Raw genomic sequence first — 15,928 nt, forward strand, 5'->3', positions numbered from 1 at the left:
TCCATCAGAGCTGAACCCTTGTTTTGGTGCGGCTAGACGATCAATCGCCCGGGCTCGATGCCGAGCACTTCGGCGATCCGCTCGGCGCTCACCGGTCCCGCCCGCAGCAGCCGCGGAGTCTGCCCGGTCAGATCGACGATCGTCGAGGCGGCCTGCTGTGCGGAGGGCCCGGCGTCGAGATAGACATCGACTAGGTCGCCGAGCTGGGCGCGCGCGTCGGCCGCGTTCACCGCCGCCGGCCGCCCGGAAACGTTGGCGCTGGACACCGCCATAGGGCCGACCTCACGCAAGATCTCGATGGCCACCGGGTGCAGTGGCATCCGCAGCATGACGGTGCCACGGGCATCGCCGAGATCCCATTGCAACGACGGTGCTTGCGCCACAACCAGACTCAGCGCGCCGGGCCAGAATGCGCGGATGAGGTCCCGCGCGCCGTCCGGCACGGTGTAGACCAGGCCTTCGATGGTGTGCCAGGAGCCGACCAGGACGCCGACGGGCATGTCGCGACCGCGCCCCTTCGCGGCGAGCAGGGCGGCCACCGCGGTGTTGTCGAAGGCGTCGGTGCCGATGCCGTACACGGTGTCGGTGGGCATCACGACCAACCGGCTACCCTTGAGCGCCCCGACCGCCGCGGCGATCCCGGCCGAACGTTGTTCGGGGACAGCACAATCGAACACCTCAGCCACGGATTGCGTCCCCTGTTTGCGGGTGCCGGGCACACCGGCGCGCGGTCACGAATCGTGGCCGGCCGGTGAGGTCGCGGCGCAGCTGAATGTCGTCGAAAAGCCCGGCCGCCGTGACGACGTCGACCGTTGCCGAAGAGGTACTGTCGTCGTGCTCGACGGCGAACAGCCCGCCGGAGCGCAGCCAGCGCCCAGCGAGACCGGCCAGAGCTGGTATCACGGCCATGCCGTCGGTGCCGCCGAACACCGCGTGCGGTGGGTCGTGCCGGGCGACCTCGGGTTCCAGCGTCGCGTCGTCGGGCACGTAGGGCGGGTTAGCCACGATCAGGCCAACGCGCCCGTCGAGCTCGGGGCGCAGGCCCGGCGTGGTGACATCGGCGCGGACGAGCTCGACCGCAGTGCCCGGGACGTTGCGGCGCGCGTAGTCCAGCGCCGCATCGGAGTCGTCGATGCCAATGACGCGGGCCGTCGGCCAGTGGCGAGCCAGGGCGATCGCCAAAGCGCCCGAGCCCGTGCACAAGTCGACGATCACCGAGGGCACCGGCAGGTGCTGCGCCGTGGCCCACTCCAAGATGGCCTCGGTTTCCGGGCGCGGAATGAACACTCCCGGGCCAACGTGCAGCAGGACCGGGCCGAACGGAGCCGTCCCGGTGAGATGCTGCAATGGCACCCGCCGCGACCGCGCGGCGACCGCGTCCTGATATCGCACCAAGAAGTCGTCGTCGATCGATTCGATCAGTGTCAACCGGCCACGTTCGGCACCTGCCACGTAGGCGGCCAACTCCTCGGCATCGAAACGCGCCGAATCGATTCCGGCCTCGGCGAGCACCGTTGCGGCCGAGTCGATCGCGCGTCTCAGGGCTGTCATGCCTGTTGTAACCGGGCTTGTTTGTCGGCGGCGCTGAGCGCATCGATAAGCGGATCTAGGTCACCGTCGAGAACCTGGTCGAGATTGTGTGACTTGAAACCGATTCGGTGATCGGTAATCCGGTTCTCCGGGAAATTATAGGTGCGGATCCGTTCGCTGCGGTCCACGGTGCGGATCTGACTGGCCCGGTCCGCCGACGCGTCGGCCTGCGCCTGCTCTTCCGCGAGTGCCTGCAGACGGGCGGCCAGCACCTGCATGGCCCGGATCTTGTTCTGCAGCTGTGAACGTTCGTTCTGGCAGGTGACGACGATCCCGGTGGGCAGGTGGGTGATTCGCACCGCGGAGTCGGTGGTGTTCACGCTTTGGCCGCCCTTGCCCGACGAGCGGTAGACGTCGATGCGCAGATCCGACTCGTCGATCTGCACTTCGCCGACTTCCTCGGGCTCGGGATAGACCAGCACACCCGCGGCCGAAGTATGCACACGCCCTTGGGATTCGGTAACCGGGACCCGCTGCACCCGGTGCACGCCGCCCTCGAATTTCAACCGCGACCACACCCCGTCGACGGAGTCGCCCTTGCTGGCGATAGTCAGCGTCGCATCCTTGTAGCCACCCAGGTCGGAGGTGGTCTCGTCCAGAACGGTGACCGTCCAGCCGTGCCGTTCGGCGTAGCGGATGTACATCCGGGCCAGGTCGGCGGCGAACAGCGCCGACTCCTCGCCACCTTCACCGGATTTGACTTCCATCACGACGTCGTCGGCGTCATGCTGGTCGCGCGTGGCGAGCATGTCGGTGAGCTGGGTGTCCAGTTCGGCCACCCGCGCTTCGAGTTCGACGACCTCGTCGGCGAACGAGTCGTCATCGGCGGCGAGTTCGCGCGCGGTGGCCAGATCGTCGCGAGCCGCCTCCAACTTGCGATGCGTGGCCACAATCGGTGCCAGCCGGGCGAATCGGCGACTGGCCTTGCGCGCCTCGTCGGGATTGCTGTGCAGCTCGGGGTCCGCCAGTCGCTGCTCCAGCTCGGCGTGCTCGGCGAGCAGCACGTCAATCGTCTGTACCGACCGCGTTATCACACACCTCCTCCCCGGTCTCCCCCGGTCTCGCGAGCCTCGTTGGCCGCAAACACGAACCGACGCCCGGCCTGCGCACCAGATGGCCACAGTTCGGGCGTCGGTAAGACAGCTATTTGCCGGTTGATTCAACCTTGTCGGCTCCTGCTTTGCGCTTTCCGTAGCGCTTTTCGAAGCGCGCGACCCGGCCACCACTGTCCAGAATCTTCTGCTTGCCGGTGTAGAACGGGTGGCACTGCGAGCAAACTTCGACAACGATGCGGCCGCCCTCTTTGGTGCTGCGCGTCTGGAACGTGTGTCCGCAGCCGCAGACCACCGTGGTCTCCGTGCAGGCGGGATGAATGTCAGTTTTCATGATGTCCTCTTCGATCGTGTCGAGCGTCGATTATGCCAGGTAAGCCACTAGCCCCCAAAACAACGGGGCACCGCCCGGCATTCCCGCCGCGTGCCAGCCGCCGAAACTCAAACCATTGCGACGTCAGTTGGCGTGTCGTGAGCGTGGTTTGAGTGCCGCGGCTGGTCAGTCGTTATCCATGGCGCCAGGCGTCGTCTTTGACACCTGCACCAGGAACTCGTAGTTGGTCTTGGTCTTGCGCAGTTGCGACATCAGCAGGTCGATGGCCTGATGCGAATCCAACCCCGACAGCACGCGCCGCAGCTTGTGCACGATGCCGAACTCGTCGGGCGAGAGCAGCAGCTCGTCCTTGCGGGTGCCCGACGGGTTCACATCGACCGCGGGGAAGACCCGGCGCTCGGAGATCTTTCGGTCCAGCTTGAGCTCGGCGTTACCAGTGCCCTTGAACTCCTCGAAGATCACCGTGTCACCGGTGGAGCCGGTCTCCACCATCGCGGTGGCGATGATCGTCAGCGATCCGCCTTCTTCGATGTTGCGGGCCGCACCCAGGAAGCGCTTGGGCGGGTACAGCGCGGTGGAGTCGACACCACCGGACAGGATCCGGCCCGACGCCGGCGACGCGTTGTTGTAGGCGCGCCCCAGCCGGGTGATCGAGTCGAGTAGCACCACGACGTCCTTGCCCTGCTCTACCAGGCGCTTGGCGCGCTCGATCGCCAGCTCGGCGACGGAGGTGTGGTCTGACGGCGGGCGGTCGAAGGTTGAGGCGATGACCTCACCCTTGACCGAGCGCTGCATGTCGGTGACCTCCTCGGGGCGCTCGTCGACGAGCACGACCATGAGGTGGCATTCCGGGTTGTTCTTGGTGATCGCGTTGGCGATGTCTTGCAGGATCGTCGTCTTACCCGCCTTGGGCGGCGACACGATCAGCGCGCGCTGGCCCTTACCGATCGGCATGATCAGGTCGATGACCCGGGTGGTCAGCAGGTCGGGGGTGGTTTCCAGGCGCAACCGCTGGTTGGGGTAGAGAGGCGTCAGCTTGCTGAACTCGGGCCGCTTCTTCGCGTCCTCGACGGGGCCGCCGTTGACGCTGTCCAGCCGGACCAGCGGGTTGAACTTCTGCCGCTGGTTGGGCTGCTCGCCGTCGCGCGGCACCCGGACGGCGCCGGTCACCGCGTCGCCGCGGCGCAGGCCGTTCTTGCGGACCATGTTCATCGAGACATAGACGTCGAGCGGGCCGGCCAGGTAGCCGGAGGTGCGCACGAAGGCGTAGTTGTCCAGGACGTCGAGAATGCCAGCCACCGGCTGAACGACGTCGTCGTCGCGCAGTTCGGTGTCACCGCTTTCGGCGCTGCGCTCGCCGCGCCGCCGGCGGTCGCGGAACCGGCGGCCGCGCCGGCCCTGGCGGCCCTCGCCGTCGTCGTCCTGCTGATTGGAACCGCCACGGCCCTGCTGGCCGCCGGAGCCCTGTTGATCCCCGCCCTGGTAGCCGGAGTCGGATCCGCAGTTCTCGCTCTTGTTGTCCTTCGGGCCGCGGTCGCGGGTGTCGGTCTCCTCGGTGGCGGTGCCGTTGCGGTTCTGGGTATTGCTGCGGTCCGACTCGTCGCCGCCGCGGCCGGACGAGCCCGTTTCCCGGCTGGCGGTGCGGCGTTCGCGCCGCCGCGGGCCTTCGGGCGCCGAATCCTGCTGTTCCCCTTGGGTGGCCGGCGTTTCTGCCGTCGCGGTTTCTTGGTTTCGGTCTTCGTTCTTTTCCGGGCTCGTGGCTTGCTCGGTGGTGCCGTTGTCGCTGTTCTTGTCCTTGGCCGGGGCGTCATCAGCGGTGGCGCCGTTCGACTGGCTCCGGATCTCCTTGATCGCGGCGATGAGTTCGCCCTTGCGCATGCCGGACGTCCCCTTGACGCCGGCCTGGCTGGCCAGCGCACGCAACTCGGGCAGCACCATAGTGGACAGGGAGCCGGTCGAGACGTTGGGTTTGACGTCGGGAGTGTCTGTGGTCACGGCGGTCGACGGCTGGTTGCCGTCGGTGCTTTCGTCAGCCGTGAACAGGTCCGTATCAGTCACGGATTTCCTTTCTTTCCCCCGCTGATCACGTCATAGGGGGTCGTTGCAGTCAGCCAAATTGCCGAGTGCGCCCAATCGACTTGCAACGGTGATCGCCTGGAGGGGCGGAGAATTAAGGCGAACCTCGTTCACGAGAAGAATTGGAGTTGTCCCAGCGGCAAGGCAGTTTTATGCAGATGCAGAACCTGCGATTGCTGGACGATGCGAGGATAGCCCGCATCGGTGATGGAAGCAAGCAAACCCTCCGGTGAGCCTGTGGATTAACCGGCGATCGTGACACTCGGGCTCCAGCGAACTCCTTCGCCAGGTGTCATTCGCATGACCTTGAATCCGTTGGCTGCACCATACTCCAGGGCCTCCGCCGGCAACTCGGACTCGGTGGTCAGCGCGATCAGCGACGGTCCCGCCCCCGACAGCGCCGCTGACACATCAAGACGCCGCAGCAGCCCCAGATATTCCGCCGACGCGGGCATCGCCGGCGCCCGTTGCGGCTGGTGCAGGACGTCCTCGGTGGCCGCCAACAGCAGATCGGGGCGTTTGGTGAGCGCGACCACCAGCAATGCGGCCCGGCTGACGTTGAATCGGGCGTCCTCGTGGCTGACCTGCGCGGGCAGCAGCACGCGGGTCTCCGCGGTGGACGACTGCACCTCGGGGATCGCACAGAACAGCCGAATGTCGGGGTGCAGCGCCAACGATACGGCCGAATAGTCCGCCCGGGCACCGGCGCGGTCGGTCCATGACACCACCGCACCGCCCAGCACCGCGGCGGCGGCATTGTCCGGATGGCCTTCGAACTCCGAGGACAGCTGAATCAGCTGCGTTTGACTGAGCAGTGACGAATCCGTTTGTGCGACAAGGCCGTTCACCGCAGCCAGGCCGCTGACCACCGCAGCGGCGGACGAGCCTAGGCCGCGGGAGTGCGGGATGGCGTTGCGGCAGCGCACCACCATGCCGGGCACCCGCACTCCGGCCGCCTGCAGGCCGCGTTCGATGGCGCGCACCACCAGATGATCCGGCCCCAGCGGCACCTGGTCCGCGCCCTCGCCCTCGACCTCGACGACCAGTCCGGAATCGGTTGTCTCCAGGACGATCTCGTCGGCCAACCTCAACGCCAGGCCGATACTATCAAAACCCGGGCCGAGGTTAGCGCTGGACGCCGACACCACGGCGCTGGCGACCAGTCCGGCGGGCAGCAGTTGAGTCACCGGCCGGCTCTCAGAGTCGATGCACGCCAACCGGCCACTACGCGAGGCCCAACTTTTCGACGACCAAGACGGGATCCACCGGCACTGGGGAAACGCTCGGCATGTCTTTCAGCGCCGTGTCGGGGTCCTTCAGGCCGTTGCCGGTCACCGTGCACACGACCGTCGATCCGCGGGCCACCCAACCGTCCTCGACGGACTTGAGCAGGCCCGCGATGCTGGCCGCCGACGCGGGTTCGACGAACACGCCTTCGGATTGAGCCACCAGATGGCAGGCGGCCATAATCTCTTCATCGGTCGCGGCCAGGAATCGGCCATTGGACTGCTGTTGAGCGGCAACGGCCGCCGCCCAGGACGCCGGTGACCCGATGCGGATGGCCGTCGCGATGGTCTCGGGGTGACTGACCGGTTTGCCGTGCACCAGTGGGGCGGCACCGGCGGCCTGGGTGCCCAGCATCCGCGGCAGCTTGTCGGCGATGCCCTCGTGGTGGTACTCGGTGTAGCCCTTCCAGTACGCGGTAATGTTTCCCGCGTTGCCGACCGGAAGCGAATGCACATCCGGCGCGGTGCCCAGCGCGTCCACGATCTCGAACGCCGCGGTCTTCTGACCCTCGATGCGCACCGGGTTGACCGAGTTGACCAGCGAGATCGTCGGGAAATCGGCGGCCATCTTGCGGGCCAGTTCCAGGCAGTCGTCGAAATTTCCGTCAATCTGAATGATCTTGGCGCCGTGCATAACCGCCTGCGCGAGCTTTCCCATCGCGATCTTGCCCTGCGGGATGAGTACGGCGCAGGTGATGCCGGCACGCGCGGCGTAGGCGGCCGCCGAGGCCGAGGTGTTGCCGGTGGAGGCGCACAGCACGGCCTGCTGGCCGCGGGCCACCGCGTCGGTGACCGCCATCGTCATCCCACGGTCCTTGAAGGAACCGGTGGGGTTGAGCCCCTCGACCTTGAGGTGGACAGTGCAGCCGGTCTGTTCGGACAACCGGGTGGCGTGAATCAGCGGCGTGCCGCCCTCGAGCAGGGTTATCGGCGTCCAATCGTCACCGACCGGCAACCGGTCGCGATAGGCAGCGATCAGGCCCGGCCACGGCGTATGGGTGGCGGTGCGTGGCGTGCTCATATGCTGGTTCCCTCTAATCGCAGCACGCTTGCCACACTCTGTACGACGTCCAAGTCGGCTAGCGCGGCAACGGTTTCGGAAAGCGCCGCATCGGTGGCGCTGTGGGTGACCACCACGATGCGTGCGCCCACTCGGCGCCCGCCCTCGTCCGCCACGCCTTCCTGGCGGACCTCGGCGATACTGACCTCGCGCTTGGCGAATTCGGCCGCCACCGACGACAAGACACCGGGCTTGTCGGCGACGTTCATGCTCACGTAGTAACGAGTCGAGATGAAACCCATGGGGGCGATGGGTAATTGAGCGTACTTGGATTCTTTCGGCCCTCGGCTGCCCAACACCCGGTTGCGGGCGGCCATCACCAGGTCACCGGTCACCGCCGACGCGGTGGGAGCACCGCCGGCTCCCTGACCGTAGAACATCAGCCGGCCCGCCGCCTCGGCTTCGACCACCACCGCGTTGAACGCGCCGTTAACGGTGGCCAGAGGATGTGACAACGGCACCAGCGCCGGGTAGACGCGCGCCGAAACACGCTGTTGATCTTGGTCGGTGGTGATGCGCTCGCAGATGGAGAGCAGCTTGATGGTGCAGCCCAGCGCGTGCGCGGACACGAAGTCCGCCGGGGTGATCTTGGTGATGCCCTCACGGTAGACGTCGTCGGCCCGCACCCGGGTGTGGAAGGCGATGGACGCCAGGATCGCGGCCTTGGCCGCGGCGTCGTAGCCCTCCACATCGGCCGTGGGATCCGCCTCGGCGTAGCCGAGCGCGCTCGCGTCGGCCAGCGCACTGTCGTAATCAGCGCCGGTGCTGTCCATAGCGGACAGGACGTAGTTAGTGGTGCCGTTGACGATGCCGGCCACGCGCACCACCGTGTCGCCGGCCAGCGACTGGGTGAGCGGGCGGATGACCGGGATTGCGCCCGCCACCGCCGCCTCGAAATACAGGTCGACATGCGCGTTTTCGGCGGCCTGGGCCAACTCCCCGGTGGACTGCGCCAACAACGCCTTGTTCGCTGTGACCACCGATTTGCCGTGTTCGAGGGCGGCCAGGATCGCCTTGCGGGACGACTCGACCGGACCCATCAACTCGACGACAATGTCGACGTCCTCGCGGGACACCAGCTCGTCGACGTTGTCGGTGAGCAATTCGACCGGTACGCCGCGATCGGGGGCGACGCGTCGGACGCCGATGCTGCGCAGCGCAAGGGGCGCGCCGACTCGGGCGGCCAGATCGTCCGCGCTCTGCTCGATGATACGGACGACTTCGCTGCCGACGTTGCCGAATCCGAGTACCGCCACGCCGACGGGCTTTTCATTACCGGACACAGTTCACCTCACTTCCAGACTCAGCAGATCGTCGACCGTTTCCCGGCGCAAGATCAGGCGGGCCCGCCCGTCGCGAACCGCCACCACGGCGGGCCGGCAGACCATGTTGTAGCGGCTCGACAGCGAATAGCAGTACGCGCCCGTCGCGGCCACCCCAAGCAGGTCGCCGGGGCCCAGATCGCCGGGCACCCAGGTATCGCGGACCACGATGTCGCCGCTCTCACAGTGCTTTCCGACGATACGGGCCAATATGGCCGGCGCATCGCTGACCCGCGACACCAGCCGGGCATCGTACTGCGCATCGTAGAGCGCGGTACGGATGTTGTCACTCATACCGCCGTCGACACTGACGTAACGGCGGATCGCCGTCGAGCTTACCTCGACATCCTTGACGGTGCCGACCTCGTATAGCGTGATGGTGCCGGGCCCGGCGATGGCACGTCCGGGCTCTACCACCAACCGCGGCGTCGGCAGCCCCATTGCCGCTGCCTCGCTGTTGAGGATCGCGCTCAGCTTGGCCGCCAGTTCGGACATCGGAGGAGGATCATCGGAGGCCAGGTACGAGATGCCCAGGCCGCCACCGAGATCCACGGTGGAGATCTGCGCGGTCTTGTCCACACCGAACTGCGCGACCACCTCTTGCAGCAGACCGAGCACACGGCGCGCGGCCAACTCGAAGCCGGCGACGTCGAAAATCTGCGAACCAATGTGGCTATGCAACCCAACCAGCCGCAGATTGTTGGTGGCGAACACTCGTTCCACCGCCGCCATGGCCGCGCCGTCAGCCACCGACAGGCCAAACTTCTGGTCTTCATGGGCGGTCGAGATGAACTCGTGCGTGTGCGCCTCGACGCCAACGGTGAGTCGGACGAACACATCCTGCACGACGCCGGCCTCGCCCGCGATGGTTTCGAGGCGCTCGATCTCGGTCATCGAGTCGAAAACCACATGGCCTACACCGTCTTTGACCGCGGTGGTCAACTCGGCAACGGATTTGTTGTTGCCGTGGAAGGTGATTCGCTCCGGCGGGAAGTCAGCATGCAACGCTACGGCCAGCTCCCCGCCGGTGCACACGTCCAGCGATAGGCCCTCCTGTGCGATCCACCTAGCTATTTCGCTGCACAGGAAGGCTTTTGCCGCGTAGTGCACATTTTTTCCGCCGCCGAAGGCAGAGGCGATCTCGCGGCAGCGAGAACGGAAGTCATCTTCGTCGACGACGAACAACGGAGTTCCGTATTCCTGAGCAAGGTCCGTCACCGGGACGCCGGCGATCAGAGAAACTCCGGAATAGTCACGAATCATATTGCGCGGCCATACATTTGGCGCAATAAGCAACAGTTCCTCGGTTGATTGGGGCCGAGGCGGACTCTCCGCATGGCGGACTTCTTCGGCGTGTCGGGGGCCGGCGGGATGAACGTTCACATTCTCTCCGGAGCGCTGACGCCGAGTATCGCCAGCCCGTCGGCGATGACCTGGCGGGTCGCCTGGCACAGCACCAGCCGAGCGGTGTGCAGGTCGATGGGTTGTTCATCGCCCTGGGGTAACACCCGGCACGAGTCGTAAAACCGGTGGTAGTCACCGGCGAGGTCTTCCAGGTAACGGCAGATCCGGCGCGGTTCGCGCAGCGACGCCGCGGTGTGCAGCACTTGCGGAAATTCACCGATGGTGCGCAGCAGCGCACCCTCTTTGTCGTGGGTGAGCAGCTCCAAGTGCCCGGTGTCGGGAATCAGGCCGAGCTCGGCGGCGTTGCGCGCCAGCGCGCAGAGTCGGGCGTGCGCGTATTGCACGTAGTAGACTGGGTTTTCGTTCGACGCCGACGACCACAGCGCCAGGTCGATGTCGATCGCGGTGTCCACCGACGAGCGGATCAGGCTGTAGCGTGCGGCGTCGACGCCGAGCGCGTCCACGAGGTCGTCGAGGGTGATCACGGTGCCCGCACGCTTGCTCATCCGCACCGGCTGACCGTCGCGGACCAGGTTGACCATCTGCCCGATCAGTACCTCGACCGTTGCCGGGTCGTCACCGAAGGCGGCCGCGGCGGCCTTGAGCCGCGCGATGTAGCCGTGATGATCGGCGCCGAGCATGTAGATGCACAGATCGAAGCCGCGCTCCCGCTTGTCCAGGTAGTAGGCGAGATCACCGGCAATGTAGGCGGGTTTGCCATCGCTCTTGATCACGACGCGATCTTTGTCGTCGCCAAAAGCGCTGGCGCGCAACCAAATTGCGCCGTCTTTCTCGTAGATATTGCCGCTTTCGCGCAGCCTGGCGATGGCCTGGTCGACGCGCCCGCTGGTATGCATCGAATCTTCGTGCGTGTAGACGTCGAAGTCGGTGCCGAATTCGTGCAGCGACTCTTTGATGTGGGTGAACATCAGGTCGACGCCGACTTCGCGGAACGTCTCGTGCATCTTGGCGTCGGACAGATCCAGCGCGTCGGGCGATTTCTGCAGGATCTGCGCGGCGATGTCGTTGATGTAGGTGCCGGCGTAGCCGTCTTCGGGGGTGGGCTCCCCCTTGGCCGCGGCGATCAGCGAGTTGGCGAATCGATCGATCTGCGCGCCGTGATCGTTGAAATAGTATTCGCGCACGATCTCGGCGCCCTGCGTCGCCAGCAGCCGGCCCAGCGCGTCGCCGACGGCGGCCCAGCGGGTGCCGCCGATGTGGATCGGCCCGGTCGGATTGGCCGAGACGAATTCCAGATTGATCCTATGGCCGGCCAACGCCGTGGAGCGCCCGTAGCGCTCACCGGCGTCAAGGACGTCGTTGACCACCTTGGCCTGTGCCGAGGCCTCGAGACGCAGGTTGATGAAACCCGGTCCGGCCACGTCCGCCGACGCGATACCGTCGGCCGCGGCCAACGCACTGGCAAGCCATCCGGCCAGCTCGCGTGGGTTTGCGCCGACCCTCTTACCCAGCTGCATCGCCAGGTTGCTGGCGTAATCGCCGTGACCGGGATTGCGCGGCCGCTCCACGGTTACCGTGGCCAGCAGCGCGGACACGTCAAGGCCGCGCTCGGCCAGCACCGCGGATGCGGTGGTCTTGAGCAGCTCAGCCAGGTCAGCGGGTGTCACGAGCGTCCATCCTATTGGTTAGCGTGCCTATGCCCCGAATCCATTGCGGTGACGAAGCAGCCCCCGGGATGCGTTAGTCTATCCCGGACAGTTTCACGCCCCATGGCGTAGCGTCGATGCATGCGCCCCCGTAGCTCAGGGGATAGAGCGTCTGCCTCCGGAGCAGAAAGCCGCAGGTTCGAATCCTGCCGGGGGCACCAGGTTACGCCAGGTCAAATCAGTTTATGGTTTTTGCCATTACTCGCTTCTCCAGGACGAGAGCCCCACCATCGAGAAGGCCGATGCGCTGGTGAAGGCCACCAAGCAACGGTCCGCCACCCAAGACGCGAACGACTACATCTACACCCTCGAGGCGTCGCGCGACTACAACGCCGAACCCGACTTCGGCAAAATCAAGGCGAAGTCTTCGCCCTCAACTTCGCAGACGACGAGTACTACCGCGACAGCCTGCAGATCGCCCAACGCGACCTGCCGAAGGTGCAAACGGCCGACTGACGGTCCGTCCGGTCTCCGTCGGTTCGGCCGGCCACTCGTAGAATCGCCTACCCAGCGCTATGGAAGGCGCAGGCCACGGATTTCATCGTCTGGCTGAATCAGGCTTGACCGCAACACGGGATCGGCTGAACCGCAACGAGGTTCGTTCTCGGTTGACGTCGGCACCCGGCCCGCGTCACACCTTAGGAACTCAGCCCGGCAATCAAATTGATGGTCACCGCGAGAACCACCGCGCCCAAGAGGTACGAGATCCGCGCGTGGCGTAACACCGTGCCGCGGATGGGCGTCAGGTTGATCTCGGTGTCCAACACCTGGTAGGTCATGCCGACCGTGAAGGCGACGTAGCCGAAGTCGCGGAACCGGGGTGGCTCCGGGGTCGTGGAAATCGATCCCGCCAGGATCGTCAGAATAGTACAGCCGCGCGTAATGCCCGGTGAACAGGGTGTCCACGGCGAACCATGACGCGGCGACGGTCAGGATGCCGACAATGGCGGCCTGGACGGACTCGGCGCCGGAGCGCGACGTGGCGGCCACCCACGTAGCCGACGCCACCCAGGCTGGCGATGCTGGCCGACAGGATGACGGCGTCGGCGAGCCATCGGGTCGGATCCTCTCGCGTCACCCAGAACCGAAAAGATGAGTTGCGTCCACACCACATACACTCCGGCCGCGGCGACCCAGTCGGCCAGCGCGAAACGCCAGCCGGCCGCATCACCCACGACAATCGCAACGACGATGCCGAGCAGCACGGCAACGGTTATCCGGACCGCGACCATATCGCGGACCAACTTCACCAGGGACGCCATGATCCGACCTAACCATCCGCGGGCGGCACCACATAGCAATGCACACCTGTGCCGCGCACCGGCACTCCCCCGTCTGGTTTGCCGATTGGCGTACGGGCTCGGTACGCCCCGAGCGGCTCTATTTGCCAATTCTCACCTCGCGTGGCGGCTTACCCGACCGCATGCTGATGCGGTTGTGCTGCCCCCCCTCCCAGACAAGGAGCCGACCGTGATATCTGCTCGCCAACTGTCTTTCCTGATTGCCCCGGCTCTGGTGGCCGCAGCCTTGACGTTCGGCACCGGCATTGCCGTCGCCGACGACGACTCCTACCTCGCCCAGATTCACAAGATCGGCCTTACCGGCGACAAGGACAGCCTGATTTTCGCGGACCGCAGCGCCGGCGAGACCCCCGACCAGATGGCACAGGTCGTGCAGAGTAAGAACCCGGGGATCAACCTCAGCGACGCAACCGGCGTCGTCAGCGCCGCCGAATCGAACTACTGCCCCTAGGGATTTGATCGGGTCGTCGCGTCATCGTGAGCCCGGTCAACCCGCAGCAAACGCCGCCACCGGCATCTCCACCGTCCCGCGACACGGGCCGCTGGCGATGTCGGTTTGCCAGGTTCCGCGCAGCGACCCGTCCGGTTGGGAAGCGTAGAACGCCCACGACCGTGCCGGCGCCCAGACCTTCGCAATCCCCTCTCCCATATAGCAATCCCACTGAAAATCGAAGCGCTACACCCACCGGGTTCCGTCCCAGGTGTAGTGCAACGGGACGGGCAGCGTCGGGTTTTTGAGGACCGGACCGTCGCTGGCGGTGGCCACGCACGCGCCCGCCGAGCACGACGTCACGAACACTATATAGTCGGCGCTGAAGGTCGGATCAGCCTGACCGGCCGCGATGCTGGTGCCGGTCTTGCTGGCGGCATAGCGCACCAGCGAGTACTTGCCGTTTCATGCCGGCGATGCCGCGTGAGCCGAAACCGCAAGAGCGGCGACGATTGCGATGGCGCCCAGCACCGCGGCGATCCTGGCGCGCGCGTTCATCGCCCGTGCAGCAGGAACAGCCCGTAGGCCGCGATGGACTGCGAGTCGGCGATCACCCCGGCGCGGATCATCTCCTCGACGTCCCCCGGGAGAACCACGCGCTGCGCATGTCCTGCTCCTCGTGCTCGCGGTCCGTCCAACCCTCGGTGATCGCGGTGGCCAGGAAAACCCAGCCCCGCTGGCTGGTCATTCCAGGAGCAACATCGACCAGACCGAGCGCCTCGAACGATGTTGCGGTAAGCCCGGTTTCCTCGCGCAACTCACTCGCGGTCAGCTCGGCGGGCTCCGACTCTGCCAAGTCGGACGCGGTGCCCTGGGGAACCCCCAACGGCGCGCGCCGACGGGATAGCGGAACTGTTCGACCAGCCGGAACCGGCTGCCGTCGTACGGCACCACTAGTGCGCAGACGGGTTTGTCGACGACGGCGTAGTCGCTATCTGCACGTCCGCGATTCTGGCACGCCCTCAACAAGTGATCCGTGAAGTGGCAGCATGGGCCCCCGTGGCTCTAACGACTACATCCATCGCAATGTCCGTCTCACCGTCACTGATATAGAACGATCCCGCCAGTTCTACGAGAGCGTGCTCGATTGGCCGGTGTTGCTGGAAATCCCCGAGAATGCGGACGAGACGACTCGTGAGCAGCTGAGCTTCTTGTACGGCGGAGTCATCTACGACCTCGGCGGCACGCTGCTAAGACTGCGGCCCGTCGCCACCGACCGCTTCCACGAAGACCGCACAGGCCTCGACCACCTCGCGTTCCGACTCGCCAACAGGGACGAATTAGAAGCTGCAGCAGCACATCTCGATGACATTGGCGTCCAGCACGAACCCGTCAAAGACATCGGGCCGTCCTACATTCTGGGGTTCCGCGACCCGGACAACATCGCACTAAAGTTGACCGCACCCAAGTAGCGCCAGCACGTTGTCGACCGATGGCGACGGTGGTTAACTGGACAGGACCATGAGCATCAGTTTCAACCACACCATCGTCGCCGCCCGCGACAAACACGAGTCCGCGAGTTTCTCACCGAGCTTTCCGGCTTGCCCGGCCCGAAGCCATGCGGCCACTTCATGGTTGTGCAACTCGACAACGGTGTGAGTCTGGATTTCGCGGACGCTCCCGAGGGCGAGGACATCCGGCGCCAGCACTACGCGTTTCTGGTGTCCGAGCCGGAGTTCGACGAGATCTAGGGCAAGATCCGTTCGCGCGGCTTGCCGCACTGGGCCGATCCGCGGCAAGGCCGGCCGGGCGAGATCAACCACAACGACGGCGGGCGCGGGTGTACTTCCTGGCCCCGGCCGGGCACGCGCTGGAAATCCTGACCCGACCTTACGGATCGGCGGGCTAGTCGACGTGCGAAGTGCCGTGCCGGACGCTTTCCTGCCCCCGATAATCGTCGGCGAGTTTCGCGACGTGCTTGGGCAGCGAGCCGGACGCCACGTCGGCCAGGGTCGTCTCCTCGAGTACCGAGCGCATGCTGGCGCGCAGGGCACGCCAGACATCGGCCAGGGGCGCCGTGGGTCCCGAGTACGGCAGGTCGCCCAGCCCGATGTCGCGGACGCTGGCCAGCGGCCCGTCGATGCAGCGCAGCACGTCGGCGATGCTGATCTCGCCGCCCGGGCGCGCCAGCTCGTAGCCACCATCGCGGCCGCGGTGGCTGCGGACCAGGCGGTCGGTGCGCAGGTTGGTGAGGATGTCGACGAGAAACTGCGGGGGTATGCCCTGCGCCTGGGCCAAGTCGTCGGTCTTGACCAGCGTGCCCTTGTCCGCGGTGGCGAGGTGGATCATTGCCCGAACCGCGTATTCGGCCTTCGCTGACATCCGCACCCTGAGGATTGTGCCATC

12 protein-coding genes, 1 tRNA gene and 5 pseudogenes are annotated in these 15,928 nt (G+C 66.0%); 4 read left to right on the plus strand and 14 right to left on the minus strand.

What is annotated here, in order from left to right:
- Window positions 1–32 precede the first annotated feature (32 nt).
- The 10 genes from FQ389_RS04625 to argS all read right to left on the minus strand — a co-directional run bounded on the left by FQ389_RS04625 (window position 33) and on the right by argS (window position 11,752).
- Window positions 33–686, minus strand: a complete 654-nt coding sequence (locus FQ389_RS04625) for an L-threonylcarbamoyladenylate synthase (protein ID WP_144206191.1) — start codon at window positions 684–686, stop codon at window positions 33–35.
- Window positions 679–1,551, minus strand: a complete 873-nt coding sequence (prmC, locus tag FQ389_RS04630; protein ID WP_144206192.1) for a peptide chain release factor N(5)-glutamine methyltransferase — start codon at window positions 1,549–1,551, stop codon at window positions 679–681. Before prmC ends, FQ389_RS04625 begins: the two co-directional genes overlap by 8 nt.
- A complete protein-coding gene (gene prfA / locus FQ389_RS04635) occupies window positions 1,548–2,621 on the minus strand; it encodes a peptide chain release factor 1 (RefSeq protein ID WP_144206222.1) in 1,074 nt (357 codons plus the stop codon). Before prfA ends, prmC begins: the two co-directional genes overlap by 4 nt.
- A 112-nt stretch (window positions 2,622–2,733) precedes the next feature.
- Window positions 2,734–2,976, minus strand: coding sequence for a 50S ribosomal protein L31 (rpmE, locus tag FQ389_RS04640; protein WP_144206193.1), 243 nt, complete (start codon window positions 2,974–2,976; stop codon window positions 2,734–2,736).
- Between the two features lie 165 nt (window positions 2,977–3,141).
- Window positions 3,142–5,034 carry a transcription termination factor Rho gene (rho, locus tag FQ389_RS04645; protein ID WP_144206194.1) on the minus strand — a complete coding sequence of 631 codons (1,893 nt, stop codon included), beginning with the start codon at window positions 5,032–5,034 and terminating at the stop codon, window positions 3,142–3,144.
- 260 nt (window positions 5,035–5,294) lie between these two features.
- On the minus strand, window positions 5,295–6,239 hold the full coding sequence (gene thrB / locus FQ389_RS04655; protein WP_144206195.1) for a homoserine kinase: 945 nt from the start codon (window positions 6,237–6,239) through the stop codon (window positions 5,295–5,297).
- Window positions 6,240–6,276: 37 nt separating this feature from the next.
- Window positions 6,277–7,359 carry a threonine synthase gene (gene thrC, locus FQ389_RS04660; RefSeq protein ID WP_144206196.1) on the minus strand — a complete coding sequence of 361 codons (1,083 nt, stop codon included), beginning with the start codon at window positions 7,357–7,359 and terminating at the stop codon, window positions 6,277–6,279.
- Entirely contained in the window at window positions 7,356–8,681 is a 1,326-nt protein-coding gene (locus tag FQ389_RS04665; protein WP_144206197.1) for a homoserine dehydrogenase, read from the minus strand. Before FQ389_RS04665 ends, thrC begins: the two co-directional genes overlap by 4 nt.
- A 3-nt stretch (window positions 8,682–8,684) precedes the next feature.
- On the minus strand, window positions 8,685–10,103 hold the full coding sequence (lysA, locus tag FQ389_RS04670; protein WP_144206198.1) for a diaminopimelate decarboxylase: 1,419 nt from the start codon (window positions 10,101–10,103) through the stop codon (window positions 8,685–8,687).
- Window positions 10,100–11,752 (minus strand): arginine--tRNA ligase, encoded by a 1,653-nt coding sequence (gene argS / locus FQ389_RS04675; protein ID WP_144206199.1) that lies wholly within the window; start codon window positions 11,750–11,752, stop codon window positions 10,100–10,102. Before argS ends, lysA begins: the two co-directional genes overlap by 4 nt.
- 124 nt (window positions 11,753–11,876) lie before the next feature.
- On the opposite strand from argS, the gene FQ389_RS04680 reads away from it, so the two are divergent.
- Window positions 11,877–11,952 (plus strand) — tRNA-Arg (locus tag FQ389_RS04680).
- Window positions 11,953–12,429: 477 nt separating this feature from the next.
- Here the strand turns inward: FQ389_RS04680 and FQ389_RS04685 are convergent.
- Window positions 12,430–13,053: pseudogene (locus FQ389_RS04685) on the minus strand (DUF1345 domain-containing protein).
- A 175-nt stretch (window positions 13,054–13,228) separates the two neighbouring features.
- Between FQ389_RS04685 and FQ389_RS04690 the strand changes: the two are divergent.
- Window positions 13,229–13,543, plus strand: a complete 315-nt coding sequence (locus FQ389_RS04690; protein WP_260860491.1) for a DUF732 domain-containing protein — start codon at window positions 13,229–13,231, stop codon at window positions 13,541–13,543.
- A gap of 36 nt (window positions 13,544–13,579) precedes the next feature.
- Here FQ389_RS04690 and FQ389_RS04695 read toward each other — a convergent pair.
- Both FQ389_RS04695 and FQ389_RS04700 read right to left on the minus strand, forming a co-directional pair.
- Window positions 13,580–14,080: pseudogene (locus tag FQ389_RS04695) on the minus strand (Rv2253 family sensor-like surface protein).
- Window positions 14,077–14,509: pseudogene (locus FQ389_RS04700) on the minus strand (NUDIX domain-containing protein); the annotation flags it as partial. The pseudogenes FQ389_RS04695 and FQ389_RS04700, both read right to left, overlap by 4 nt.
- Window positions 14,510–14,581: 72 nt before the next feature.
- Between FQ389_RS04700 and FQ389_RS04705 the strand changes: the two are divergent.
- Window positions 14,582–14,994: pseudogene (locus FQ389_RS04705) on the plus strand (VOC family protein).
- 49 nt (window positions 14,995–15,043) lie between these two features.
- Window positions 15,044–15,431: pseudogene (locus tag FQ389_RS04710) on the plus strand (VOC family protein).
- On the opposite strand, the gene FQ389_RS04715 reads toward FQ389_RS04710, so the two are convergent.
- Window positions 15,428–15,910 (minus strand): Rrf2 family transcriptional regulator, encoded by a 483-nt coding sequence (locus FQ389_RS04715; RefSeq protein ID WP_144206201.1) that lies wholly within the window; start codon window positions 15,908–15,910, stop codon window positions 15,428–15,430. The pseudogene FQ389_RS04710 and the gene FQ389_RS04715 overlap by 4 nt on opposite strands.
- Window positions 15,911–15,928: the final 18 nt, after the last annotated feature.

Source organism: Mycobacterium tilburgii, from assembly GCF_902168065.1.
GTDB lineage: Bacteria > Actinomycetota > Actinomycetes > Mycobacteriales > Mycobacteriaceae > Mycobacterium > Mycobacterium tilburgii.

Excerpts from the sequence above, each read along its gene's own strand:
- thrC (WP_144206196.1), bottom strand. The coding sequence starts at position 7,359 with ATGAGCACGCCACGCACCGCCACCCATACGCCGTGGCCGGGCCTGATC.
- prmC (WP_144206192.1), bottom strand. The coding sequence starts at position 1,551 with ATGACAGCCCTGAGACGCGCGATCGACTCGGCCGCAACGGTGCTCGCC.
- rpmE (WP_144206193.1), bottom strand. The coding sequence starts at position 2,976 with ATGAAAACTGACATTCATCCCGCCTGCACGGAGACCACGGTGGTCTGC.